Genomic DNA, 22,163 nt, shown 5'->3' with positions numbered 1-22,163 from the left:
TGGCAGCGGCGCGCAACGCCATCGTCATCCTGGCGCTCGAGGCGTACTCACTGACCACCGTGCTGTTTCCGGCCGCCGTCGGCGTGGCCTGCCTGCTGCTTGTGGCGGTGATCGTGTGGCGGCGACGCACCCTGGCGCGGCGGGCGGGCGGCAACCGGCATGACGGCGGCGACGCGGCGCAGCTGTAACGCTGGCGCCGTGACCCGCGGAGCGGGATACGCGTGCCGGCGAGAAAGCGTCGTGACGCACGATCGCCCGCCCCGCGCCCGCGCTATGCTGGCCAGAGCGGCCGACGCCTGCCCGATGGGGCATGTCGAGCGGCCCACCGCGCATGGGCCACCGAAGGAGCGTGCCATGTCCACCAGCGCCACCAGAATCGGCACGGACATCGATGAAATCGCCCCCGGGCTGTTTCGCATCAGCACGGCCGTGCCGCCGGACGTGATGCCCGGGGGCTTTACGTTCAACCAGTTCCTGCTCCTGGACCGCGAGCCGCTGCTGTTCCATACCGGACCCCGACGGCTTTTCCCCGGCATCCTGGCGTCACTGGGGCAGGTCATGGACCCGACGCGGCTGCGCTGGATCGCCTTTTCGCACGTGGAGGCGGACGAAAGCGGTGCCCTCAACGACTGGCTCGCCGTGGCGCCGCAGGCCCAGCCCCTGTGCAGCCAGGTGGCAGCCATGGTGTCCATCGACGACCTGGCCGATCGCCCGCCCCGCGCGCTGGCCGATGGCGAGACGCTGTGCCTGGGCCGGCGCACGGTGCGCTGGGTCGACGCCCCGCACGTACCGCACAACATGGAATGCGGTTACCTGTTCGACGAAACCGACCGGGTGCTGCTGTGCGGCGACCTGTTCAGCCAGCCGGGAAACGACGTGGCGCCGATCACCGATTCGCCGGCGTCCATCTGGGCTCCCAGCGAGGCCATGCGGCAAGTCTTCCCCTTCGCGCCGGTCTGCAATGCCGGCGACATCGTGAACCGGCTCGCCGACCTGGAGCCACGGCTGCTGGCCTGCATGCACGGCTCGTCGTTCCGCGGCGATGGCGGCGCCCTGCTGCGGCAGCTGCGCGACGCCCTGGTCGCGGATATTCCCTCACGCTGAACTTGTGGCCAGATCCGGCTTGCGCGCTGAGCATCCGGCACGCCGATCGCCCCTGCCCCTGCCCCTACCGGATACCGTACGGCACAGCCTCCACGGCAGGCGCCGCGCCCGCGGGCATCTGGCGCGCCGCACGCCCACGCCCATCGCCCCCCTCAGCTTCCCCCCGCTTGGCGAATCGTCACAGACGTGTACGCTTTGCCGCCATTTCGACGCGCAGCACGCCTGCGCCCCACCAGACAGACCGGAGCCAACCGTGGCCGCACTGTTTCAACCCTTCACGCTCAAGGACGTCACCGTTCGCAACCGCATTGGCGTGCCGCCGATGTGCCAGTACTCGGCGGTCGACGGGCGGGTCAACGACTGGCACCGCGTGCACCTGGCGGCATTGGCGCGCGGCGGCGCCGGGCTGGTGGTGGTGGAAGCCACCGCCGTGTCGCCGGAGGGACGCATCACGCCCGGCTGCACTGGCATCTGGAACGACGACCTGGCGCAGGACTTCGTGCCCCTCGTGCACGCCATCAAGGCCGGCGGCGCGGTGCCGGGCATCCAGATTGCCCACGCCGGGCGCAAGGCCAGCGCCAACCGGCCGTGGGAAGGTGACGACCACATTCCGGACAGCGACCCGCGCGGCTGGCAGACCCTGGCGCCGTCCGCCCTGCCCTTCGGCGCCCACCTGCCCAAGGTGCCGCAGGCCATGACGCCGGAAGACATCGCCCGCGTGCGCGGCGACTTTGCCGCCGCCGCCCGCCGCGCCCTGGAGGCCGGCTTCGAGTGGCTGGAGCTGCATTTCGCGCACGGTTACCTGGCACAGAGCTTCTTCTCGGTGCACGCCAACCAGCGCACGGACGCCTACGGCGGCAGCTTCGACAACCGCTGCCGTTTTCTGCTGGAAACGCTGGCCGCGGTGCGCGAGGTGTGGCCGGAGCGGCTGCCGCTGACGGTGCGCTTCGGCGTGGTGGAATTCGACGGCCGGGACGAGGAAACCCTGGCCGAATCCATCGAACTGGCGCGCCGCTTCAAGGCCGGCGGGCTGGACCTGCTCAGCGTCAGCGGCGCCTTCAGTTCGCCCAGATCCAAGGTTCCGTGGGGCCAGCCCGCGTTTCTGGCACCGTTTGCCGGGCGCGTGCGGCGCGAGGCGGACATCCCGGTGTCGAGCGCCTGGAACCTGGGCGATCCCGCCGTCGCCGAACAGGTGCTGCACGACGGGCTCATGGACCAGGTGCTGGTCGGCAAGGGGCACCTGGCCAACCCGCACTGGACCTACCAGGCGGCGCGCGCGCTGGGCATCGAAAGGCCCGCCTGGGTGCTGCCGCCGCCGTACGCGCACTGGCTGTCCGCGGTGCGCTGAGCCCCGTCACGGCGCCTTGCCGCGCCCGATCGGATCGGCAACAAGCACGCCCCCGCCACGATTGCGCGGCGCCGGGCCGCGCCCTCTCATCCGCGGTCGCGATTCTGTCACGCCCCTGACCGCGCCCCGTCAAGTCCGCTGCCTAGCATCCGGTCCCGACACCCGCCGCGCCGTCCACGGTGCGGCGGCCTCGCTTGCACTGTCGGGAGGGTCTGATGAACAACGCAATCCCCTGCGCCGCCCTGCTGCTCGCCGGCCTGATCACGTCGCAGACTTTGGCGGCCTGTGTCGCGCCGGACGGCAACGTGACCTTCGGCGACCACGACACCGGCGTGGCCGACCGCATGCTCGGCGACGGCTGTCAGACGCTGGACGGGCTGATTCGCGACGAGGACCCCTGGGGCAGCCAGGGTGAATTTGTGCGCCATGTGACGCAGGTGACGCACGACCCCCTGCGCACCGGCGCGCTGCCGGCGCCCGACCGCGCCCGCCTGATCGCCCAGGCTCGGCGCTCCGGCGTGGGCGAGCGGCTGACGGTGAAGCTGATTGCCTTCAACGACTTCCACGGCAACCTCGAGGCCGCCGGCAGCACACCCGGCGTGGCGCGCCTGGCGACCGTCATCGACCAGCTGCGGGCCGCCAATCCGCAGCATGCGGTGGTCTCCGCCGGCGACCTGATCGGCGCCAGCCCGCTGGTGTCGGCGCTGTTCCATGACGAACCGACCATCGAGGCGATGAACCGCATCGGCATCGACTTCAACGCCGTCGGCAACCACGAGTTCGACGACGGCCGCGACGAGCTGCTGCGCATGCAGCATGGCGGCAACCATCCCACCGACCCGTACACCGGCCTTGGCCTGACGGACGACCTCGAAAACGGCCAGTTCGCCGGCGCCGCGTTCGCGTTTCTGGCGGCCAACGTGGTGGACACCGCCAGCGGCGACCCCCTGTTCCCGCCCTACGGCGTCAAGGAGTTTCTGGGCAACAAGGTGGCCTTCATCGGCATGACGCTGGAAGGCACGCCGACCATCGTCACCCCGTCCGGCGTGACGGGTCTGGCGTTCCGCGACGAGGCCGACACGGCCAACGCGCTGATCGGCACGCTGCGCGGCCAGGGCATCCGCGCCATCGTGGTGCTGATCCACGAGGGCGGCCTCGCCTCGGGCGGCAGCAACGCCTGCGACGGCGTGTCCGGACCCATCGTGGACATCGTCAACCGCCTGCACGGCGAGGTGGACCTGGTGGTCTCCGGCCACACGCACCGGGCCTACAACTGCCTGATCGACAACCGCGACGGCCAGCCGGTGCGCGTGACCTCGGCCGGCGCCTTCGGCCGCCTGGTGACCGACATCGACCTCACCCTCGACACCCGCCGGCACGACGTCACCGCCGTCAGCGCCCGCAACGTGGCCATACCCAACGACGCCGACGTGCCGCAGTCGCCACGACTGACACCACTGGTGGCCAATTACGTGGCGCTGGCGGACGGCCCCAGGAACCGGGTCATCGGCACCATCACCGCCACGCTCGGCCGCAGCGCCAACAGCGCCGGCGAGTCGGCGCTGGGCGACGTGATTGCCGACGCGCAGCTCGACGCCACCGACGATGCCGGCTTCGGCGACGCGGTGGTGGCCTTCATGAACCCCGGCGGCATTCGTGCCGACCTGCCGTACAGCGCGCCCGGCAAGACCGACGGCAACGTCACCTATGGCGAGGCCTTCACCGCGCAGCCGTTCGGCAACTCGCTGGTCACCATGACGCTGACCGGCACGCAGATCCACACCCTGCTCGAACAGCAGTTCACCGGCTGCACCGCCGGCTACCCGGCCGACGCGCCGCCGGCCGGTCAGCCGTCCAACCGCATCCTGCAGGTGTCGAACGGCTTCACCTACGCCTGGAAGGAAAAAGGCACGCCGTGCGACAACGTCGACCCGGCGTCGATCCTGCTCGACGGCACGCCGCTGGACCCGGCGGCCGGCTATCGCATCACCGTGAACAGCTTTCTGGCCGACGGCGGCGACCAGTTCTACGTGCTGCGCGCCGGCACCGGCCGGCTGGGCGGCGCGCAGGATCTGGACGCGCTGGAAGCGTACTTCGCCGCCAATCCGGCCGGCGTCGCGCCGGGCCCACAGGACCGCATCGTTCTTTTGCCCTGACCGTCAGACGGCCACCGGCGACATCACGCCGCCCGCCGGCGGCCAATCCCGATGGCTGCCAGGTCGTGACCGGGAATGAGCCGGCCCGAATAGTGACGCGCCGCCTCGCGCAGGCGCTGATCCCCCAGGTTGTGCGGAATCACGTGGCTGAGCACCAGCGTCCTGGCGCCGGCCTGCTCGGCCACCCGCCCGGCGTCCTCGATGGACGTGTGCGCCGACAGCAGGTGGTGCATGAGCGCGTCGGCCGCTTCGTCGCGCGGCGCCGGAAACAGCTGCTCCACCCACGCCACGTCGATCACCTCGTGCACCAGCACGTCGGCATCGCGCGCCAGGCGCACCAGGTTCCGGCACGGTCCGGTGTCGCCCGAAAACACCACCGCGCCGTCCGCCGTGTCGAATCGGAAGGCGAACGACGGGAACACCGGCGCATGCGCCACCAGCGTGGCGCTGACGCGCACCCGCTCGTCGGCCCAGACCTCGAACGGCTCCATGTCCGGCGTCGGTGTCTGGTTGGGACTGCGAAAGGCGGCGATGTCCGGCAGGCGGATGTCCTGCACCTGCACCAGCGTGCGCAGATCCGGCCACAGGTAGTCGCGAATGCGGTCGTTCAGGTCGGTGGCGAAGGCGCGAAAAATGCCGTCCGTCATCTGCACCGTACCCGGGGTGGGTGACTCGGGGAACACCGCCGCCGGCGCCGCCCGTGGACGGCCGGGCACCTGAAACACCGGCGGCAACTCGCCGCGCGGACCCGGCCCCAGCACCTGCACCGGCCGGATGCGTCCCAGCCCCGCCGTCCAGCCCTGCAGCAGCACGTTGTTGTAGTCGACCACGTGGTCGGAATGCAGGTGCGTGAAAAAGATGGCCCGCAGCGGCTCCAGCAGCCGGAACGGGTGCGCCTGCCCGTTGCCGCGCAACAGCGCCGCGGCCAGTTGCCCGGCGGCGCCGTCGCCACAGTCGATCAGGTACGTGTGTTCCCCCACCTGCAGGGCGCTGGCAATGCCCCGGCGCGTGCTGCCGGGAAACCAGGCCGGCCCCCCGGCCGTGCCGAGCAGCGTCAGCCGGGTGTCGAAATCGGCCGCGGTGTCGGCCGGCGCCGGTGCCGCCTGCACCACCGCCGGCCCGCCCAGCAACACGGCCGCGGCGGCGGCCCCGACGCCGATGCCGGCCTTGAGCAGGCCACGGCGCGACAGCGCCAGCTGCACCGCGTGAGCGACTTCCTGACACATTTCGTCTCCCCCTCGGCACGGCGACTGCCGACCCCGCTCGCACGGGATGGTCAGCAGTCACCCTGAAGCTGCCGCCCCGCCGCTGCCAGATGCCGGCTGCCTGGGCACGCCGGCTTCAATGCGCCGTCAGCACAACTTGCCGCACAGCTGACCGACCGTCTGACCGACCATGTGGCCGCATTCCCGCCCGATAGCGGTGACGCTCCGCCGACACGCCGCCTGCCAGCCGGCGGTGAAAAGCCGTGGCGCTTGCCACTCGCCGACGCCGCGCATCACCGGCTGCGCTTGATGGCGTACATCTTGGCGTCGCCATCGGCGAGAAACCCTGCGATCGACGCGTGGCGTTCGGGATCGAACTCAACGACCCCGTGCGAGAACGCGATGCTCGGTTCGCCGGGGTCCACCTGGGCCGCGGCGCACACCGCGCGCACCTTGGCCACCACCTCGGTGGCGGCCCGCTTATCGGTATTGGTCAACAGCGCAACGAACTCGTCGCCACCGAGGCGACCGCAAACGTCGGAATCGCGCAGCGACTTGGCCAGTGCCGCAGCGAAGCGCTGCAACAGATGATCGCCGGCGGCATGACCGTAGGTGTCGTTGACCTGCTTGAACTTGTCCAGATCAAAGAACAGCAGTGTCGCCGCCGAACCCTGCCGCAGACACATCGACAGCGCCTGCTGCGCGAGCATCTCGAAACCGCGCCGATTCAAAATGCCCGTCAACGCATCCTCGGTCGCCATCCGCATCGCGGTCAACTCGCTTTGCGCCATCGCCGCCAGGTCCTTCAGCGCCGCCGCATCGTCCGGTCCGAATTCGCGCGGCCGCGAGTCGATGACGCACAACGTACCCAGCTTGTGGCCACCGCCACCCGTCAACGGACATCCGGCATAGAAACGGATGTGCGGCTCGCCGGTGACCAGCGGATTGTCCGCGAACCGCGGGTCCTCGCAGGCATTGGTAATGACGAACACGTCGTTGCCGAGGATTGTGTGCCCGCAGAACGAAACGTCCCGCGGGGTTTCACGCACGCCCAGCCCCATGCAGGACTTGAACCACTGCCGGTTCGCGTCAACCAGGCTTACCAGCGCGATGGGCACGTCGAACAACCGCCGGGCCGTGCGCGTCAGGCGGTCGAAACGCTCCTCGGGGTCGGTATCGAGCACATTGAGCGAATGCAGCGCATCCAGGCGGCCTGCCTCGTCCACCGCATTATCGGGAGCCTGCACAACCGTCTCCTTCCTGTGCCTGCGAGCACTGAACACGTGTGTCGGATCGGCGCCAGCGCCGCTGGCCGGATGATAAACGCTTGTTCATAGCAGGGCCATCTCGGGACCGGACAAGGTGTGCAGCGGGTCACAGCCACGACGAGGCTGCGGCGGCACACTCGGCCCCTGCTCACTCACACAGCACAGGTGGCAGATGCTATTCATTACCAACCGCTTTCCGACCCAGAGCATCCGCACGCGCGTCGGCCGACGCTTTGAGTTCGACCTCAAGAACAACGCCGCCGCCAACTCGGTCTTCTATTGCCGGCGGCTGCCGGACGGCAGCTGCGAGGAGATCGGCGGCTTCAACCTCATGTCTGAGCTGAAGGCCTCGCCATACCGCCAACTGCTGATCTACATCCATGGCTACTCCAACCTGCCGGAGGCGGTGTTCGCGGCCGCGGCCGAGTTCCAGGCCCTGTGCGACGCCAAAAAGCAGCATGAAGTGCTGGTCCTGCCGGTGGTGTGGCCCTGCGACGACGACCTTGGCCTGGTCAAGGACTACTGGGACGACCAGAAGGCTGCCGACGCCAGTGCCTTTTCGCTGTCGCGGGTGCTCGGCCACTTTCTGGCGTGGCGCGAGGACGGCGCCCGCAACCCGACCGAAGACCCGTGCCTGAAGCGCATCAACGTGCTGGCGCACTCCATGGGCAACCGGGTACTGCGCGAAACGCTGTGGGCATGGAACAAGTACGACCTGCCCAATGGCGTGCCCCTCATCTTCCGCAACACCTACCTGGTGGCGGCAGACATCGAGAACGAGTCCATACACAAGGGTGAAACCGGCGAGTTGATCAGCCACGCCTCGCGCAACGTGGTGGTGTATTTCGCCTCGGACGACATGGCCCTGCGCTCCAGCAAGGTGGCCAACCTGAAGAACAAGATCGCCTCGCGCCGCCTCGGCCATACCGGGCCGGAGGACATCCTGCTGACCCCCAGCAACGTCTTTTCGGTCGATTGTGACGACGTCAACACCGCCTACGATCCCCCCAAGGGACACACGTACTTTCGCTCCGGCACCACCCCCGGCCAGCCGGGCCTGGTGTTCGAGCACATCTGGGGCACGCTGATGACCGGACGGGCCTTCCCGGAAGACGAGCATCGTCGCAGCACCATCATCCGCGCCTGACGCCCCACAGCGCCCTCCGGCGTACTTCGGCTCGCCCCCGGGGCGGGTATCATGCCCGCCCCGGCGCCACGCCGGCACCAGAAAAACACATCGGGGGGAGCATCATGACCGACCAGGAGCGGCTGTTCGCTGAGGGTGTACGACGGCAGGTCACCCTGCGGCTGATCCCGTTACTGATCCTGATTTACATCCTGGCCCACCTGGACCGGGTAAACGTCAGCTTCGCCGCCCTCACCATGAACGAGGACCTGGGGTTCTCGGACGCCATCTACGGGATGGGCGCGGGGCTGTTCTTTTTCGGCTACTTCCTGTTCGAGGTACCGGCCAACAAGCTGCTCGAACGCATCGGAGCACGGCGACTGATCGGCAGCATCATGCTCATCTGGGGCGCGGTATCTGCCGCCATGGCCACGGTGAGCACGCCGTTCGAGTTTTACGTCATGCGCTTCGTGCTGGGCGTGGCCGAATCGGGCCTGTACCCCGGCATCATCCTGTACCTCACCTACTGGTTCCGCGACCGCGACCGGGCCACCGCCATCGGCCAGTTCGCACTGGCGCTGGCCGTGGCCGGACTGCTGGGCGGCCCGCTGTCCGGCGCCATCATGGACGGCATGGGCGGGCTGGCCGGACTGGCCAGCTGGCAATGGCTGTTCATCGTCGAAGGCGTGCCTACCGTGCTGCTCGGCATGGTGGTGCTGTTCATCCTGCCCGACCGGCCGGCCCAGGCCCACTGGCTGACACCGGCACAGCGCAACTGGCTGGAGCAAACCCTGCAGGAGGAACGCGGCGCCGCGCCCATCATCGCGCACGGACTGCTGCGGCAGATGCTGCACCCGACGGTGCTGATGCTCGCGCTGGCCTACTTTCTGTTCCTCGGCGCCTTCTCGAGCATCATCTTCTGGAGCCCGAAGCTGGTGCAGGCCATCGACGCCCCGCTGAGCGCCACAGCCGTCGGGTGGGTGGTTGGCCTGCCATATCTGCTGTTCGGGCTGGCCCTGGTCGGCTGGGGACGCCACTCGGACCGGCGCCGGGAACGCCACTGGCATGTCACCGCCGGGGCGCTGCTCGCCGCCGTCGGCTACGTCATCATGGCCTACGCCGACAGCGTGCCCATGGTCTTCGCCGGCATGCTGGTGGCGTTGACCGGTGCCGGTGCCGCCTTCAGCTGCTTCTGGGGGCTGGTCACCGGCGCAGTCGCACCGAACATGGCGGCCGTCACCATCGCCGTGGTCAACTCGGCCGGCGCACTCGGCAGCTTCATCACCGTGGCGGTGCTCGGCCGGCTGCTGGAGGCGACGCAAAGCTACCGCCCGGGAATCCTGCTGCTCACGGTGGCGGCGGTTCTGGCCGCCGTGGTGGTGCAGCGCGTGCCCCGCCGCGCCGGCTGAGCGCCGGCCGGCTGCGGTGTCAGTCGTCGTCCGTATGGTGACGCACGGTCAGCACCGGGCACTTCGCGTCGCGCACCACCCGCTCGGCGGTGCTGCCCAGCAGCAAATGTTTGAGCCCGGAAAACCCGTGCGTACCGATGACGATCAGGTCCACCTGCTCGTCCCCGGCGCACGTCACGATCTCGGTATCGGCCACCCCGCTGCGTACCAGGCAGCGGGCATTCGAGTAGTCGCCCAGATGCTGTTCGCGCAATTTTTGCAGTTCGCTCTGGGCCCGTTCAGTCAGGTCCGCATCCAGGTTGATGACCACGCCCAGTTCTGCCGGATACGCCACCGGCTCGATGACGTACAGCAAAATCAGCTCGGCCTGGCTCGGCTCCGCAAACCGACGCGCATACTGCATGGCACGCTGTGACGGGTCGGAAAAATCCAGCGGCACCAACACCTTGCGAACATCAAGAGAAGCGGTGGACATGACGACAACCTCCGAGAGTGTTTTTATGGCGTCATGGTAGCAAGCCGCTCCGGCCGGCGGTGCCAGCACACTTGATCGCAGTCCACAACTGATTGAGTTGGCTTTAGAATCCGCCGGCGGCGCCGCGCCATCGCCCCACCAAGAAGCAACCAAGAGCCTTTTCGCAGTGGTCCGTTCCGAACTCATCGCATTGCTGGCGCAGGACATCGAGGGCCTGTCGGCCCGGGATCTGGAGTTGGCAGTCAAGCTGCTGCAAGAGCAGATGATCGACACCCTGAGCCACGGGGGACGCATCGAGATCCGCGGGTTCGGCAGCTTCAGCCTGCACTATCGGCGTCCAAAACTGGCGCGCAACCCCAAAACCGGTGCGCCGGTGCCACTGGGGGAGCGTTATGTGGTGCATTTCAAACCGGGCAAGGAACTGCGTCACCTGGTCGACAACAGCACCGACCCCTTCACCGACAACGACTAGGCCGCCCTGGCCCTTCCGGACCAGACCGCGCCCCCTGGAGGAAACCATGGAATATCAACACAACACCGTCGCCAACTACGCTGACATGGGTAATGGCAACCGGCTGCACTACCACGACGTGGGCAGCGGCGACCCGGTCATCTTCCTGCACGGCGGCGGCCAGGGCGCCGGCGGCTGGACCAACTGGCAGCGCAACCTGCAGGTGTTCGCCGACGCCGGCTACCGCGCGATCGCGCCGGACGCCTTCGGCTACGGTCTGTCGTCCAAGCCGGCCGACGGCAACTTCGACTTCCAGACCCTGGTCGACTGCCTGGTCAAGCTGCTGGACCAGCTCGGGCTGAAGCAGGTGACGCTGGTCGGCAACTCCATGGGCGGCGCCATGGCCATCCGCTTCGCCCAGGACTTTCCGCAGCGGGTGAAGAAACTGGTGGTCATGGGTCCCGGCGGCATCGGCCCGATGGAACGCTATCTGGCCATGCCGGCCATCCAGAAGCTGAAGGAACTGGGCCAGGAAGAAGGCGGCTTCAGCAAGGACAAGCTGCGCCGCTTCCTGGAGTACATGGCGTACTCGAACGACGACGTCACCGACCAGCTGGTCGACGAGCGCTACGAGGTCGCCTGCACGCAGCCGCCACGGGTGTTCCAGACCCTGTCCATCGACGACCTGCGTCCGCGCCTGCACCTGCTGAAAACACTGCCGACCATGGTGCTGTGGGGCCGCGACGACCGCGCCTGCCCGGTCGAGTCCGGCATGGAGATCCTGCAGGAATGCGACAACGCGCGTCTGATCGTGTTCTCGCAATGCGGTCACTGGGTGCAGTACGAGAAGGCGGACCTGTTCAACAAGCTGTGCCTGGACTTCCTCCAGGAATGACGCGGCTGCCGCCGGCGCTCAGGCGCCGCGCCGGCGGCGAAAGAAGGCGCGCAGCAGGTCGCCGCACGCCTCGGCCATGACCCCCTCGGTCACCGCCGGGCGGTGATTCAGCCGCTGCTCCCCGAACACGTCGAACACCGACCCCGCCGCCCCGGCCCGCGGATCGCGGGCGCCGAACACCACCCGCTGCACGCGCGCCTGCACGATGGCACCGGCGCACATGGCGCACGGCTCGAGCGTGACGTACAGGGTGCTGCCCGGCAGGCGGTAGTTACCCGCGTCGGCGGCCGCCGCGCGCAGCGCCACCACCTCGGCATGCGCGGTCGGGTCACAGCCGCTGATCGGCCGGTTGAAGCCGACACCCAGCACCGTGTCCTCGCGCACCAGCACGGCACCGACCGGCACCTCGCCCAGCGCCTGCGCCGCCTGCGCCTGTTCCAGCGCCTGCGCCATCCAGCGCAGGTCGCGCTCAGCCTGCATCAACGTGGGTTTTCGTAGAAGACGTACGGCGTGGCGTAATCGCTGATCTCGAAATACACCTTCTTCTCGCTGTCGTCGCGACGGCCGTTGAGGTTCTCGTCCAGCACGCCGTAACCAAAGCGGTACGGGCGCGGCTGCCCGTCCTTGGTGCCGGAGGCGGTGGTCAGCTTGTCGATCGCGATGAAGCGCCGCACCAGTTCACCCCCCGAGTACACCTCGAGCACGCCGTTGGTACCGGTCCAGTTCTTCACCGCCCGGCCAATCTCGTTCTGGGTTTCCTGGGTACAGGCGGCCAGCACCAGCGCGGCCGCTGCAACGAATAAAAGACGCATGGACTCTCCTGCGGATGTGCTGCCGGGACAGGGGTAGGAAATGCCGACAGTATGCCGCCGATTCAAGCACCGACCGGCCAAAAACAAACCGCCGGTGGCGTGCGGCTCACACCACCGGCGGTCGGCAGGTTGGGTCGCGCCCGTCGGGCGCCGTGGTCTAGATGAAGAAGTACAGGTTCTTGTCGAGCACCACGCGCTGGTCGACCAGAATCACGCGTCGCGCCAGCTTCCACTGGCCGTCCACCCTGCGCAGGCGGCACTGCTTGGTGCCCCACACCACCGTCTCGTCCCGCTGACGGCGGTTGCGGTAGACGATGAAGTTGGACCACGCATCCACTTCGCCCGCCACGTCGGCCCAGGCGGCATCGACGTTGCTGACGAAGCGACGGATGTAGTTCTGCGGGTCCTCCATCCACACCAGGCCGGTCTCCAGGCGCCGGATGCGCATGTCGAGCATCGGGTAATTGTCGTTGAACACATAGGCGCCGGGGTTGCTGCCGACCGGCTTCTTGTCGGCGCGCATGCGCACCTCGCGCACCGGCAGCACGTAGTGCACGTCCTCGGTCAGCTGCGTGTGCCACCACTCGCGAAAGCGCTCCTCGTCGAGCATGCGCGCCTCGCGGATCAGGAAGCGCTCGACCTCGAACAGCGTGTCGCGGTCGACATAGCGCGGATTGGCCGGGGTTTTGACGTGTGTGGGTGCGTTCATGTCAGGCCACCTGGCGGTTGGGTGCGTAATGCGGTTCGCGGGCGATCTCCTCCCAGCTGCGACCGCTCATCAGCTCGGCCCAGCGGCGGTAGAAGCCGCGGTTGGAGCTCTCGCACACGCTGCCCTTGCCGACGATGCCCGGCAGTTCCGGGTGGGTGCCCTCACGCACCTGGCCCATGCCCGAATACAGCTTGCCGCGGCGGGTCACCCAGCCGCGGTTGCTGCCGGTGCACTGCTCCATGTTCTCGCCGTCGTCGGTCTCGAGCATGCCGGCGGTGCCGAAGGTCATCATGTTGGTGGCGACCATCATCTGCTTCAGCGCTTCCGGCATGTCCTTCTCGACCAGCGTCCAGGTCCACACCTCGATGTTGTGCGGACCGGCCGGCAGCCACAGCTTCCAGGTGTTGGTGCCGTACAGGAACGAGCAGTTCGGGAAGATGCTGGCGTCCCAGTGGCCGTTGTAGAAGCGCGCCCGCCACTCGCCCAGGTGCTCGCGCACCAGCGGCTCGCGCTGGGCAATCCAGTCGCGGTACAGCGCGCCGTCCGGGTGAATGGCCGCCGCCGCGTCCCAGATGACGCCGAAGCCGTGCCCACCCCGGGTGGCCACCTGCAGGCCGGTGTTGACGTCGTACGCCTGATTGCCGGCCAGCGGCGACAGCGGCGACTCGATGGCCTTCAGGGCCGCCGCATGCGCCCAGCCCACGTGGTAGCCATCGGCGATGAAGTTCTCGACCGGTACCTTCCAGTTGCAGTTCAGGATCGACTTCATCGGCGGACCGAGCAGCTCCACGCCACCCGGCACGTCCAGGAAGCTGTCCATGTACCAGGCCATGTCGCCCAGGTAGTCGCGCAGCGACGGTGCCGAGGCGTCGAAGGTGCCGAACACCAGGCCCTTGTAGCTTTCCACCTTGGCCACCGGGTGCATGGCGTAGCGCGGGCGCTCGATGGCGTCGTAGTAGGTGTCGTGCTCCAGCGGCACGGTAACCAGGTCGCCGTCCAGTCCGAAGGCCCAGCCGTGGTAGGCGCAGGTGAACGAGCGCGCGTTGCCGCTGTCGGCATGGCACACCACGTTGCCGCGATGCGGGCAGGAGTTGATGAACGCCTTGATGCTCCCGTCCGGCTGGCGGGCGACGATGACGTTGTCCTCCCCCATGCGCGTGGTCAGGAAATCGCCCGGCTTCGGCAACTGTGACTCGTGCGCCAGGAACAGCCAGGCGCGGGCAAAGATCTGCTCCAGCTCCTGCTCGTAGATGTCCTGATCCCAGTAGATGCGGCGGTCCTGGACGGCGCCGTCCTCCAGGATCAGCTTGGTGACGTCTTTCACGCGAAACCCTCCGTGGTGTGGGTATGTCGCCGCGCGCCCGGGCACACGACAACGGCATGTCGACACCGGTCGGTGCGAACAGCACGCAGTATCGAAAGACCGCCCAGGCGCCTCTTGACCGGCATCAAGCCCGCATGGCGGCGCACCCCCGAACGGGGCAACCCAAACCGCCTTTTGAAACGCGAATGACAATTATTCTTATCTTTGGGTTATGATCGACCCCGGACGTTAGCCAGCTGCGGATCCCTCTCTCCTCCTGCGCGCGGCAAGCCAGGTCCGTTGTCCTGAAGAACCGGAAGGAGCCTGGCCATGCCGCAGTCCTGTGCCGGCGCGCACGACGTGCGCGACACCCCACCGTCCACCGACCCGAGTTGGCACGACGCCCTGCAGGCGGCCGTGCTTGCCGCCTGCCACACCCTCCTGACCGACCCCGGGCCATGCAGCCAGGCCGCCGTGCGTCTGGCGCTGCGCCGCCTTCGCAACGACGCTTGAGCGACGCGCGCCGACCGCCCCGCAGGCCCGGTGCGGGCCATCCGGCGCGGACGAACGGTCGATCACGCCGCGTGCCCATGCACGCGACAGCGACGTGCGAACACCGGCCGACGGACAGACGCGAACACCCCACCCAGTGCCAGGCGGCCACAGCGTGCCCCATCATCGGCAGCACGCAGGCGCATTTCCTTACAATCTCCCTGCCCATCCGCTCCCGAGGGGGAAGACCATGACCGACACGATTGCCGTCATCGGGGCCACGCGCGGCAGCGGCCTGCACGCCATGCGCCAGCTGATCGACGCCGGCCGACCGGCCATCGCCGTGGCGCGCAACCCGGACAAGGGCCGTGACCTGTTCGGCAGCCAGGCAGGCGTCGTTTATGGCGATGTCACCCGCCCGGAAACACTGGTCGAGGCGGTGGACCCCCAGTGGCGCGCCATCGTGTTCACGGTGGACATCACCGGCGGCATCGGCGGGCGCGGCCTGTTCGCCAGCCGGGAGAAGGTTCGCGCCGTCATGTACGGCGGCCTGGTCAATACCGTGGAGGCCTGCAAGCAACGCGGCTTCACGGGGCGGCTGGTGCTGCTGTCGACCATCGGCCTGACGCAGCCATCCACCGGAATGCGCATCCTGAACCGGGTCAAGCCGGGCCTGCGCGACCACTCGCTCGACAAGGGCGAGTACCTCAAGGCGAGTGGCCTCGACTACTGCATCGTGCGCGCCGGCATCCTCAACGACAAGCCCGGTGGCGCGCACGAACTCACCCTGACCGACCGCGACTGGCCGCTCGAGATGCGTTACCGGATCGGTCGAGCCGACCTGGCGCGGGTGCTGCTCGCCTGCGCCAGCCATCCCGCCGCGAGCCGACGCGAACTGAGCGTGTTCTGGGGAGAACCCGGCCACGACGACGACCAGCAGCTGGCCACCAAGCTCGCCGCGCTGGCCAGCTAGGCATGCTGCGCCGGCTGTGGCAGGCCTGGCGGCGGCCAGCGCCGGCCATCCCTGAGGCCGACTGGGAGGCCGCCTTCCTGGCGTTGCCGATCCTCGCCCCGCGGCCTGCCGGCGAACGCGAGCGCCTGCAGCTGCTCGCCGGGGCGCTGCTGACACAGAAAAGCATCGAACCGATCGGCGAGCTGGATCTGGGCACCACCGAAACCCTGGCCCTGGCCCTGCTGGCCGCCCTGCCGATCCTGAATCTCGGGCTCGACTGGTATCGCGGCTGGCATGCGCTGGTGCTCTACCCGGACGAGTTCCGCAGCCGTTACGAGGAAGTGGACGAGACCGGCGTGGTGCACCAGATCGAGGACTGGCGCAGCGGCGAGTCGTGGGGGCGAGGGCCGCTGATCCTGTCCCTCGCGGACGTCGCCGCCGCCGGCCAGGGCGACGGCTACAACGTCGTCGTGCACGAGTGCGCGCACAAGCTCGACCAACTCGATGGTGAGGCCAACGGCCGCCCGCCCCTGCACCCGGGCATGGACCCCGGTGCCTGGAGCGCCGCGTTCGCGGCGGCGTACCGGGACCTTGGCCGGCGTGCCATGCGCCGGCTGTCGACCGTGGTCGACCCCTATGCCGCCGAATCACCGGCGGAGTTTTTCGCGGTGACCAGCGAACTGTTCTTCGACGCGCCGCGGGACCTGCAGCGCGGTTACCCGGCGGTGTACGAGCAACTGGCGCTGTTTTACCGCCAGGACCCGGCCCTCTACCTGCCGGCCACCACACCGTGAACGCGGCCGAACTGGTCCTGTTGCTGGTGCTGGTCACCGATCCGTTCGGCAACCTGCCCCTGGTGCTGTCGGCGCTCGGCCGCCTGGATGCCGCCGCCTACCGCCGCGCCGTGCTGCGCGAGTCGTTGTTTGCCTTCGGCGTGCTGCTGCTGTTCGGCTGGGGCGGCGCCGGCCTGCTGCAGGTGTTCGGCATCGGCCAGGCAGCGCTGTACATCGGCGGCGGCGTGATCCTGTTCCTGCTGTCACTGCGAATGATCTACGGCGGCCCGCAAGGAGCCTTCGACGAAGGCTACGCGGCCGACCCGCTGCTGGTGCCCATCGCCGTGCCCGCCATCGCCGGACCGGCAGCGGTGGCCACCGTCATGCTGCTGCGCACCCAACAGCAAGTGCCGCTGTGGCACCTGGCCGCGGCCTTGCTGTGTACGCTGCTGGTCACCCTGGCAACCTTCCTGGCAGGCCGACAGATCGCCGCCTGGCTCGGGCCGCGTGGCATCAACGCGCTGGAGAAACTGACCGGCCTGCTACTGAATCTGATCGCAGTGAACATGATGCTGGAAGGAATACGCCGCTTCTGAACCGCCGAGAGGCACGGTTCTGACAACGCAGCGTCAAGCGTATGTTAGGTTTGCATACAGTTTCCTCATCCCCCCCAGGAACGCATGGCAGGCCACACCCCATCCGACAACGTCTTTTCACTTGGGGGGCTCAAGGCTTCCTGCGCCACCTGCAATCTGCACGACTTGTGCCTGCCGCGCGGCATGAGCGACGCCGACGTCGCCGAGCTCGAACACATCGTGTCGCGCTCGCGCTCGCACCCCCGTGGCAAGACCCTGTTTCGCGTCGATGAGCCGTTCCGCGCCATCTACGTGCCGCGCAGCGGTGCCATCAAGACGTTCACCCTGGGAATCGACGGCAGCGAGCAGATCATCGGGTTTCACCTGCCCGGCGAAATCATCGGCCTCGACGGCCTGATCGAGCACCAGCACCAGGTCACCGCGCAGGCTCTGGAGTTGTCCAGCGTCTGCGAGGTGGCATTCGACCTGCTCGAACACGCCGCGGCCCGCGTGCCGGCGCTGCAACACCAGCTGATGCGGCTGATGAGCCAGGAAATCGCCGGCAAGGAGCAGCAGCTTCTGGCGCTCGGAGACCACCTGCCAGAGCGGCGCCTGGGCCTGCTGCTGCTGGACCTGTCGCAGCGGTTTGCCCACCGCGGCTTCTCGGCCACCGAATTCAACCTGCCCATGTCGCGACAGGACATTGCCGCCTACCTGCGCCTGGCCGCCGAGACCGTCAGCCGCGCGTTCGGCAAGCTGCAGCGCGACGGGCTGGTGGAAGTCACCGGGCGGCTGGTGCGGATCGTCGACCTGGACGCGCTGACCACGTTCGCCGGACAGGGCGCCGGCAGCACGCGCCAGCGAAACATCTCCTGACGAATCCCCTGCCCCGTCAGCCCGAGCGCCGCCGCGCCCGCGGATGCGCGGCGTCGTACACCCGGGCCAGGTACTGGAAGTCGACCTGGGTGTAGACCTGCGTGGTGGCAATGCTGGCGTGGCCCAGCAACTCCTGCACGGCGCGCAGGTCGCCGGACGATTCCAGCAGATGCCCGGCGCACGAGTGACGCAACAGGTGCGGGTAGACCCGCCGGTCGATGCCCTGGCGGTCGGCCCAGTGCCGCAGGCGCTGCTGCACCGCGCGTGCCGACAGCCGTCCGCCCCGGCGGTTCACGAACAGCGCCGCCGGCTCGGCCGTCAGCGTGCGACGCAGCACCAGCCAGTCGGCCAGCGCGGCACAGGCACGGGCGCCGACCGGCACGATGCGGGTCTTGCGGCCCTTGCCGGTGACCCGCGCGCTGGCGTCGGCCAGGTCGACATCACCGCAGTCCAGCGCCACCAGCTCGGCCAGACGCAGGCCGGACGAGTACAGCACCTCGAACATGGCGCGGTCGCGCCGCGCCAACGGATCCTCGGCGGCGAAATCGAGCAGACGGGCCAGGTGGTCCACGTCCAGCGTGGCCGGCAGCCGGCGCGGACTTTTCGGCGCCGTGATGCCGGCGGCGGGGTCCGAGGCCAAGGCGCCGTGGTCGATGGCCAGACGGTAATAGGCACGCAGCGCCGCCAGCAGACGGGCAATGCTGCGTCCGGACAGGCCGTCGCGCGCCAGATGACTGACCAGGCGGCGAATCTGCGCCGGCGTCAGCTCGACCAGCGTTCCGGCACCGAGCAGCGGCAACAGCCGCGTGCAGCGTTCAAGGTCGCGCCGGTAGGCGCTCAGCGTGTGCGGACTGGCGCGGCGCTGATGCGCCAGCGCCGCCAGGAATGCGTCGACCGTCGGCGCCGCCGCGCTCACCCGCTGGCCAGTCGGTGCCAGTGGGCGCCGACCAGACGCGCCAGGCGATCGAGAAACAGGGTGCCGAGCTCCGGACTGAACCGCTCGGCATCCTCGGCCCCCATCAACAGCAGCGCCGGTGCGCTGCCCCCGAGCGGCAGCACCGCCGCCGAGGCTGTCTGGGCGCCAAGGAACGGCTGCACGCCCTCCAGCTCGGTCGCCGGCAGGCAACGGGCATGGCCATGCTCGAGATCCGCCGCGAACGGCGCCACGTCGAAGTCGGCCACCAGCTGCGGCGCGGCTGCCGGCGCGGCGTGCGTCAGCAGGCGCATGGCGCCGGTGCCGAAGTCGCGCTTCAGGTGCAGTTCCAGCGCGTGCAGCAGCGCCGGCACATCGCCACAGGCCGCCAGCGCCACGGCCATGTCCAGCAGCTTGCGGTACTGGTCGTCATGCCGATGGGCGGCCTCCAGCACGGCGTCCAGACGGGCGGTCAGTGCCCGGTTGCGCTCGCGCAGGACCGCCACCTGTCGCTCCACCAGCGACACCGCGCCGCCGGTCGGATGCGGCACGTCCAGCGCCTCGAACACCTGCGGATGGTGCTCCAGAAAATCCGGGTTCAGCAGCAGGTAGGCCGCGACCTGGTCGGCGTCGGCGGCAGGCTTGGCGGTGTTTTTCTTCATACGGAAAGTGTGCCCTCGAACACGGTGACGGCAGGGCCGGTCAGGTACACCGGCGTACCGGCGCCGGCCCAGGCCAGTTCCAATGTGCCACCCGGCAGGTGCAGGCGCGCCGCGGCATCGAACACGCCCCAGCGTACAGCGGCCACGAACGCCGCGCAGGCGCCGCTGCCACAGGCCAGCGTCTCGCCGACGCCGCGCTCATACACGCGCAGGCGCCCCTCGCCGCGATCGAGCACCTGCAGGAATCCGGCGTTGACGCGGCGCGGAAAGCGCGCGTGGCGTTCGATCTGCGGCCCCAGCGTGGCCACCGGCGCGCGGTCGACGTCCGCCACCTGCAAAACCGCATGCGGATTGCCGATGGCGAGCGCGGCGACGCGCAGCGTCTCGCCGGCCACCTCGAGTGGATAGTCCAGCGCCTCGGCGGGCGCCTCGAACGGGATGTCCGGCGGCGTGAACGTCGGCACCCCCATCTGCACCTCGACCTGCCCGTCGGGCAGCAGGCGTGGGCGGATCAGCCCGCCCAGGGTGTCGAAGCACAGCGTGTCCCGGTCGCTCAGGCCCTGCTCGCGCACGAAGCGCGCGGCGCAGCGGGCGCCGTTGCCGCAGTGCTCCACTTCGCTCCCGTCGGCGTTGAAGATGCGGTAGGTGAAATCGGCCTGCGGCCGGGCCGACGCCTCGAGCAGCAGCACCTGGTCACAGCCGATGCCGAAATGGCGATCGGCCAGGGCCTGCACCTGTGTGGGCGTCAGCGTCAGCGCCTGACGCACGCCGTCGATGACCACGAAGTCGTTTCCCAGACCGTGCATCTTGGCAAACCGCAGCCCGGCAGCCGGCAGCACCCGCATCAGGGCTCTCCCAGGCGACGGCGACCGGCATGGTCGCGCGCGAACTGAAGGGCGCTGCGCCCGCTGCGGCTGCCGCGCGTCAGTGCCCAGCGCAATGCCGCCTCGCGCCAGCGGTCCGGCGCATCGTCGCAGCCAAGACGGCGCAGCCAGTGCCGGACGATGTCCAGATACCGCTCCTGATCGAAGGAATGGAACGCCAGCCACAGGCCGAAGCGCTCGGACAGGGCGATCTTTTCCTCCACCGCCTCGGCGAAGTGGATCTCCTCGCCGACGTGGCGCGTGAGCGCGTTTTCCTCCTGGTACTCCGGCAACAGGTGGCGCCGGTTGGAGGTGGCGTAGATCAACAGGTTGTCGCGTCCGCCGGCCAGCGAGCCATCCAGCGCCACCTTGAGCGCCTTGTAGGCCGGCTCGTCGGCGCCGAAGGACAGGTCGTCGCAGAACACCACGAAACGCTGCGGCAGATCACGCACGGCGGCGATGATCTGCGGCAGCTCGACCAGATGGTCCTTGTCCACCTCGATCAGGCGCAGGCCGTCCGGAGCATGACGCGTCAGCAGGGCCTTGACCAGCGAGGACTTGCCAGTGCCGCGACTGCCCCACAGCAGGGCATCGTTGGCCGGCGCGCCCGCCAGGAACTGACGCGTGTTGCGCTCCAGCGCCGCCTTGGCGCGATCGATGCCGAACAGATCATCGAGCACCATCCGCTGCGGATGGTCGATCGGCACCAGCGCACCGCCCCGCCCGGGCAGCGCCTGCCAGCGCGCGGCCTGCGTGACCTGCCAGTCGATCGGCTGCGGCTGCTCGGGCAGCAGCGGTTCGAGCCGGCCGAGCAGGGCCTCGGCGCGGCCGAGGAAACGGGCAAGTTCTTGGTCCATGCGGCAAGCGCGGCGTTGCGGGTGAGGCGGCATTCTACCGGCTCGCCGTCCCTGCCCTAGTCGAGCGGCACCAGACCCCCGGCAAACACGCCCCGCGGGTCGAGCTCCGCCTTCAGGCGCCGGGTAACCGTCGCCGCCGCCGTGGACAGTGGCTGGAACACGCCGCCGCTGCGGTCGCCACGTACCAGGGTGGCGTGCCCATGCGCCGCAGCGGCGGCCGCACGTACCTGCTGCGCCGACGCATCGGTACGCAGCCAGCGCTGCGCCCCACCCCAGTCCTCCAGCCAGCTGCCGGGCAGATCGAGCGGCGGCGCCGCCGGCGGTAGCGACACCCGCCACAGGGCCTGCGCACCGAGGAAAAACGGCAGTTCGAGATCACGCAGCCCGCGCCAGAACGCAGCGCCCTCGGCCAGCGCCTCGCCGCCGATATGCGCCCGTGCCGCCGCCACGCCGTCAGCCGTGCCGGACAGACGCAGGTAAAGCTGCCCGTCCAGCAGGCACAGGCCCGAAAGTGGCCACGGCCGTCGCTGCAAATCCACCATGGCCTGGCGTGGCTCGGCTGGCGCGAGCACCAGTGTCAGCTCGGTCTGTGGCACCGGCAGCACACGGACCGACAGCTCGAGCATCAGGCCGAAACTGCCCAGCGAGCCGGCGTACAGCCGCGCCAGATCGTAGCCGGCCACGTTCTTGATGGTCTCGCCGCCGTAACGCACCCACTCCCCACGGCCGTTGATCACCTGCGCGCCGAGCACGAAGTCGCGCGCGGCGCCGGCCCACGGTCGCCGCGGGCCGGAAAGGCCGGCGGCGACGGCGCCCCCGAGCGTGCCGCCACCACCGAACCTCGGCGGCTCGAAGCCGAGCATCTGCCCACACTCGGCCAATACGCCCTCCAGCTGCGCCAGTGACGTGCCGGCGCGCGCGGTAATGACCATGTCACCG

The 22,163-nt window shown here is 69.1% G+C and carries 24 protein-coding genes and 1 pseudogene; 13 read left to right on the top strand and 12 right to left on the bottom strand.

The window, feature by feature from the left end; translation table 11 throughout:
* The 4 genes and pseudogenes from ABYX71_RS03440 to ABYX71_RS03425 form a co-directional block, all read left to right on the top strand.
* Positions 1-188 (top strand): annotated as a pseudogene (locus ABYX71_RS03440) (hypothetical protein); the annotation flags it as partial.
* Positions 189-354: 166 nt separating this feature from the next.
* Positions 355-1,104 (top strand): MBL fold metallo-hydrolase, encoded by a 750-nt coding sequence (locus ABYX71_RS03435; RefSeq protein WP_372694946.1) that lies wholly within the window; start codon positions 355-357, stop codon positions 1,102-1,104.
* A gap of 253 nt (positions 1,105-1,357) precedes the next feature.
* Positions 1,358-2,452, top strand: a complete 1,095-nt coding sequence (locus ABYX71_RS03430) for an NADH:flavin oxidoreductase/NADH oxidase (protein ID WP_372694944.1) — start codon at positions 1,358-1,360, stop codon at positions 2,450-2,452.
* A 215-nt stretch (positions 2,453-2,667) separates the two neighbouring features.
* Positions 2,668-4,608: a bifunctional UDP-sugar hydrolase/5'-nucleotidase gene (locus tag ABYX71_RS03425; protein WP_372694942.1), complete on the top strand. Its 1,941-nt coding sequence runs from the start codon at positions 2,668-2,670 to the stop codon at positions 4,606-4,608.
* Positions 4,609-4,631: 23 nt separating this feature from the next.
* Here the strand turns inward: ABYX71_RS03425 and ABYX71_RS03420 are convergent, their stop codons facing one another.
* Both ABYX71_RS03420 and ABYX71_RS03415 read right to left on the bottom strand, forming a co-directional pair.
* Positions 4,632-5,834, bottom strand: a complete 1,203-nt coding sequence (locus ABYX71_RS03420) for an MBL fold metallo-hydrolase (RefSeq protein WP_372694940.1) — start codon at positions 5,832-5,834, stop codon at positions 4,632-4,634.
* A gap of 272 nt (positions 5,835-6,106) precedes the next feature.
* Complete coding sequence (locus ABYX71_RS03415; protein WP_372694948.1) at positions 6,107-7,060, bottom strand: sensor domain-containing diguanylate cyclase; 954 nt, start codon at positions 7,058-7,060, stop codon at positions 6,107-6,109.
* Between the two features lie 193 nt (positions 7,061-7,253).
* Between ABYX71_RS03415 and ABYX71_RS03410 the strand changes: the two genes are divergently transcribed.
* Both ABYX71_RS03410 and ABYX71_RS03405 read left to right on the top strand, forming a co-directional pair.
* Positions 7,254-8,228 carry an alpha/beta hydrolase gene (locus ABYX71_RS03410; RefSeq protein ID WP_372694938.1) on the top strand — a complete coding sequence of 325 codons (975 nt, stop codon included), beginning with the start codon at positions 7,254-7,256 and terminating at the stop codon, positions 8,226-8,228.
* Between the two features lie 104 nt (positions 8,229-8,332).
* On the top strand, positions 8,333-9,616 hold the full coding sequence (locus ABYX71_RS03405) for an MFS transporter (protein WP_372694936.1): 1,284 nt from the start codon (positions 8,333-8,335) through the stop codon (positions 9,614-9,616).
* A 19-nt stretch (positions 9,617-9,635) separates the two neighbouring features.
* On the opposite strand, the gene ABYX71_RS03400 is transcribed toward ABYX71_RS03405, so the two are convergent.
* On the bottom strand, positions 9,636-10,091 hold the full coding sequence (locus ABYX71_RS03400; RefSeq protein WP_372694934.1) for a universal stress protein: 456 nt from the start codon (positions 10,089-10,091) through the stop codon (positions 9,636-9,638).
* Between the two features lie 166 nt (positions 10,092-10,257).
* Between ABYX71_RS03400 and ABYX71_RS03395 the strand changes: the two genes are divergently transcribed.
* Together ABYX71_RS03395 and ABYX71_RS03390 are read left to right on the top strand one after the other, a co-directional pair.
* Positions 10,258-10,563: an HU family DNA-binding protein gene (locus tag ABYX71_RS03395; protein WP_372694932.1), complete on the top strand. Its 306-nt coding sequence runs from the start codon at positions 10,258-10,260 to the stop codon at positions 10,561-10,563.
* Positions 10,564-10,609: 46 nt separating this feature from the next.
* Positions 10,610-11,437, top strand: a complete 828-nt coding sequence (locus tag ABYX71_RS03390; RefSeq protein WP_372694930.1) for an alpha/beta fold hydrolase — start codon at positions 10,610-10,612, stop codon at positions 11,435-11,437.
* 18 nt (positions 11,438-11,455) lie between these two features.
* On the opposite strand, the gene tadA is transcribed toward ABYX71_RS03390, so the two are convergent.
* From tadA to ABYX71_RS03370, 4 genes are all read right to left on the bottom strand, one after another.
* A complete protein-coding gene (gene tadA, locus ABYX71_RS03385; protein ID WP_372694928.1) occupies positions 11,456-11,917 on the bottom strand; it encodes a tRNA adenosine(34) deaminase TadA in 462 nt (153 codons plus the stop codon).
* Positions 11,917-12,249, bottom strand: coding sequence for a hypothetical protein (locus tag ABYX71_RS03380; RefSeq protein WP_372694926.1), 333 nt, complete (start codon positions 12,247-12,249; stop codon positions 11,917-11,919). Before ABYX71_RS03380 ends, tadA begins: the two co-directional genes overlap by 1 nt.
* Before the next feature lie 157 nt (positions 12,250-12,406).
* On the bottom strand, positions 12,407-12,958 hold the full coding sequence (locus tag ABYX71_RS03375) for a 3-phenylpropionate/cinnamic acid dioxygenase subunit beta (RefSeq protein WP_372694924.1): 552 nt from the start codon (positions 12,956-12,958) through the stop codon (positions 12,407-12,409).
* A gap of 1 nt (position 12,959) precedes the next feature.
* Positions 12,960-14,282, bottom strand: coding sequence for an aromatic ring-hydroxylating dioxygenase subunit alpha (locus ABYX71_RS03370; protein ID WP_372694922.1), 1,323 nt, complete (start codon positions 14,280-14,282; stop codon positions 12,960-12,962).
* Positions 14,283-14,591: 309 nt separating this feature from the next.
* Between ABYX71_RS03370 and ABYX71_RS03365 the strand changes: the two genes are divergently transcribed.
* From ABYX71_RS03365 to fnr, 5 genes are all read left to right on the top strand, one after another.
* Entirely contained in the window at positions 14,592-14,774 is a 183-nt protein-coding gene (locus ABYX71_RS03365; protein WP_372694920.1) for a hypothetical protein, read from the top strand.
* A 229-nt stretch (positions 14,775-15,003) separates the two neighbouring features.
* A complete protein-coding gene (locus ABYX71_RS03360) occupies positions 15,004-15,726 on the top strand; it encodes an NAD(P)H-binding protein (protein ID WP_372694918.1) in 723 nt (240 codons plus the stop codon).
* A gap of 2 nt (positions 15,727-15,728) precedes the next feature.
* Complete coding sequence (locus tag ABYX71_RS03355) at positions 15,729-16,499, top strand: zinc-dependent peptidase (RefSeq protein WP_372694916.1); 771 nt, start codon at positions 15,729-15,731, stop codon at positions 16,497-16,499.
* A complete protein-coding gene (locus tag ABYX71_RS03350; RefSeq protein WP_372694914.1) occupies positions 16,496-17,074 on the top strand; it encodes a MarC family protein in 579 nt (192 codons plus the stop codon). Before ABYX71_RS03355 ends, ABYX71_RS03350 begins: the two co-directional genes overlap by 4 nt.
* Before the next feature lie 84 nt (positions 17,075-17,158).
* Positions 17,159-17,929, top strand: a complete 771-nt coding sequence (gene fnr / locus ABYX71_RS03345; RefSeq protein ID WP_372694912.1) for a fumarate/nitrate reduction transcriptional regulator Fnr — start codon at positions 17,159-17,161, stop codon at positions 17,927-17,929.
* Between the two features lie 16 nt (positions 17,930-17,945).
* Here fnr and xerC read toward each other — a convergent pair whose 3' ends face one another.
* The 5 genes from xerC to glcE form a co-directional block, all read right to left on the bottom strand.
* On the bottom strand, positions 17,946-18,845 hold the full coding sequence (xerC, locus tag ABYX71_RS03340; RefSeq protein ID WP_372694910.1) for a tyrosine recombinase XerC: 900 nt from the start codon (positions 18,843-18,845) through the stop codon (positions 17,946-17,948).
* Positions 18,842-19,504, bottom strand: coding sequence for a DUF484 family protein (locus ABYX71_RS03335; protein ID WP_372694908.1), 663 nt, complete (start codon positions 19,502-19,504; stop codon positions 18,842-18,844). The genes xerC and ABYX71_RS03335 overlap by 4 nt, the downstream gene beginning before the upstream one ends.
* Complete coding sequence (gene dapF, locus ABYX71_RS03330; protein ID WP_372694906.1) at positions 19,501-20,349, bottom strand: diaminopimelate epimerase; 849 nt, start codon at positions 20,347-20,349, stop codon at positions 19,501-19,503. Before dapF ends, ABYX71_RS03335 begins: the two co-directional genes overlap by 4 nt.
* Positions 20,349-21,224: an ATP-binding protein gene (locus ABYX71_RS03325; RefSeq protein ID WP_372694904.1), complete on the bottom strand. Its 876-nt coding sequence runs from the start codon at positions 21,222-21,224 to the stop codon at positions 20,349-20,351. The genes dapF and ABYX71_RS03325 overlap by 1 nt, the downstream gene beginning before the upstream one ends.
* A gap of 56 nt (positions 21,225-21,280) precedes the next feature.
* Positions 21,281-22,163 (bottom strand): glycolate oxidase subunit GlcE (gene glcE / locus ABYX71_RS03320; protein ID WP_372694902.1); only part of this gene is annotated, 883 nt, incomplete at its 5' end.

The sequence above is a fragment of the Immundisolibacter sp. genome, from assembly GCF_041625615.1.
Classification (GTDB): domain Bacteria; phylum Pseudomonadota; class Gammaproteobacteria; order Immundisolibacterales; family Immundisolibacteraceae; genus Immundisolibacter.
This window is presented reverse-complemented; position numbering and strand designations above follow the sequence as displayed.

Coding starts and splice junctions, on each gene's coding strand:
- ABYX71_RS03335 (WP_372694908.1), bottom strand. CDS start 19,504: ATGAAGAAAAACACCGCCAAGCCTGCCGCCGACGCCGACCAGGTCGCG.
- ABYX71_RS03425 (WP_372694942.1), top strand. CDS start 2,668: ATGAACAACGCAATCCCCTGCGCCGCCCTGCTGCTCGCCGGCCTGATC.
- ABYX71_RS03390 (WP_372694930.1), top strand. CDS start 10,610: ATGGAATATCAACACAACACCGTCGCCAACTACGCTGACATGGGTAAT.
- ABYX71_RS03325 (WP_372694904.1), bottom strand. CDS start 21,224: ATGGACCAAGAACTTGCCCGTTTCCTCGGCCGCGCCGAGGCCCTGCTC.
- ABYX71_RS03435 (WP_372694946.1), top strand. CDS start 355: ATGTCCACCAGCGCCACCAGAATCGGCACGGACATCGATGAAATCGCC.
- ABYX71_RS03410 (WP_372694938.1), top strand. CDS start 7,254: ATGCTATTCATTACCAACCGCTTTCCGACCCAGAGCATCCGCACGCGC.
- ABYX71_RS03405 (WP_372694936.1), top strand. CDS start 8,333: ATGACCGACCAGGAGCGGCTGTTCGCTGAGGGTGTACGACGGCAGGTC.
- ABYX71_RS03375 (WP_372694924.1), bottom strand. CDS start 12,958: ATGAACGCACCCACACACGTCAAAACCCCGGCCAATCCGCGCTATGTC.
- ABYX71_RS03380 (WP_372694926.1), bottom strand. CDS start 12,249: ATGCGTCTTTTATTCGTTGCAGCGGCCGCGCTGGTGCTGGCCGCCTGT.
- ABYX71_RS03420 (WP_372694940.1), bottom strand. CDS start 5,834: ATGTGTCAGGAAGTCGCTCACGCGGTGCAGCTGGCGCTGTCGCGCCGT.
- fnr (WP_372694912.1), top strand. CDS start 17,159: ATGGCAGGCCACACCCCATCCGACAACGTCTTTTCACTTGGGGGGCTC.
- ABYX71_RS03355 (WP_372694916.1), top strand. CDS start 15,729: ATGCTGCGCCGGCTGTGGCAGGCCTGGCGGCGGCCAGCGCCGGCCATC.
- ABYX71_RS03365 (WP_372694920.1), top strand. CDS start 14,592: ATGCCGCAGTCCTGTGCCGGCGCGCACGACGTGCGCGACACCCCACCG.
- dapF (WP_372694906.1), bottom strand. CDS start 20,349: ATGCGGGTGCTGCCGGCTGCCGGGCTGCGGTTTGCCAAGATGCACGGT.
- tadA (WP_372694928.1), bottom strand. CDS start 11,917: ATGCAGGCTGAGCGCGACCTGCGCTGGATGGCGCAGGCGCTGGAACAG.
- ABYX71_RS03360 (WP_372694918.1), top strand. CDS start 15,004: ATGACCGACACGATTGCCGTCATCGGGGCCACGCGCGGCAGCGGCCTG.
- ABYX71_RS03400 (WP_372694934.1), bottom strand. CDS start 10,091: ATGTCCACCGCTTCTCTTGATGTTCGCAAGGTGTTGGTGCCGCTGGAT.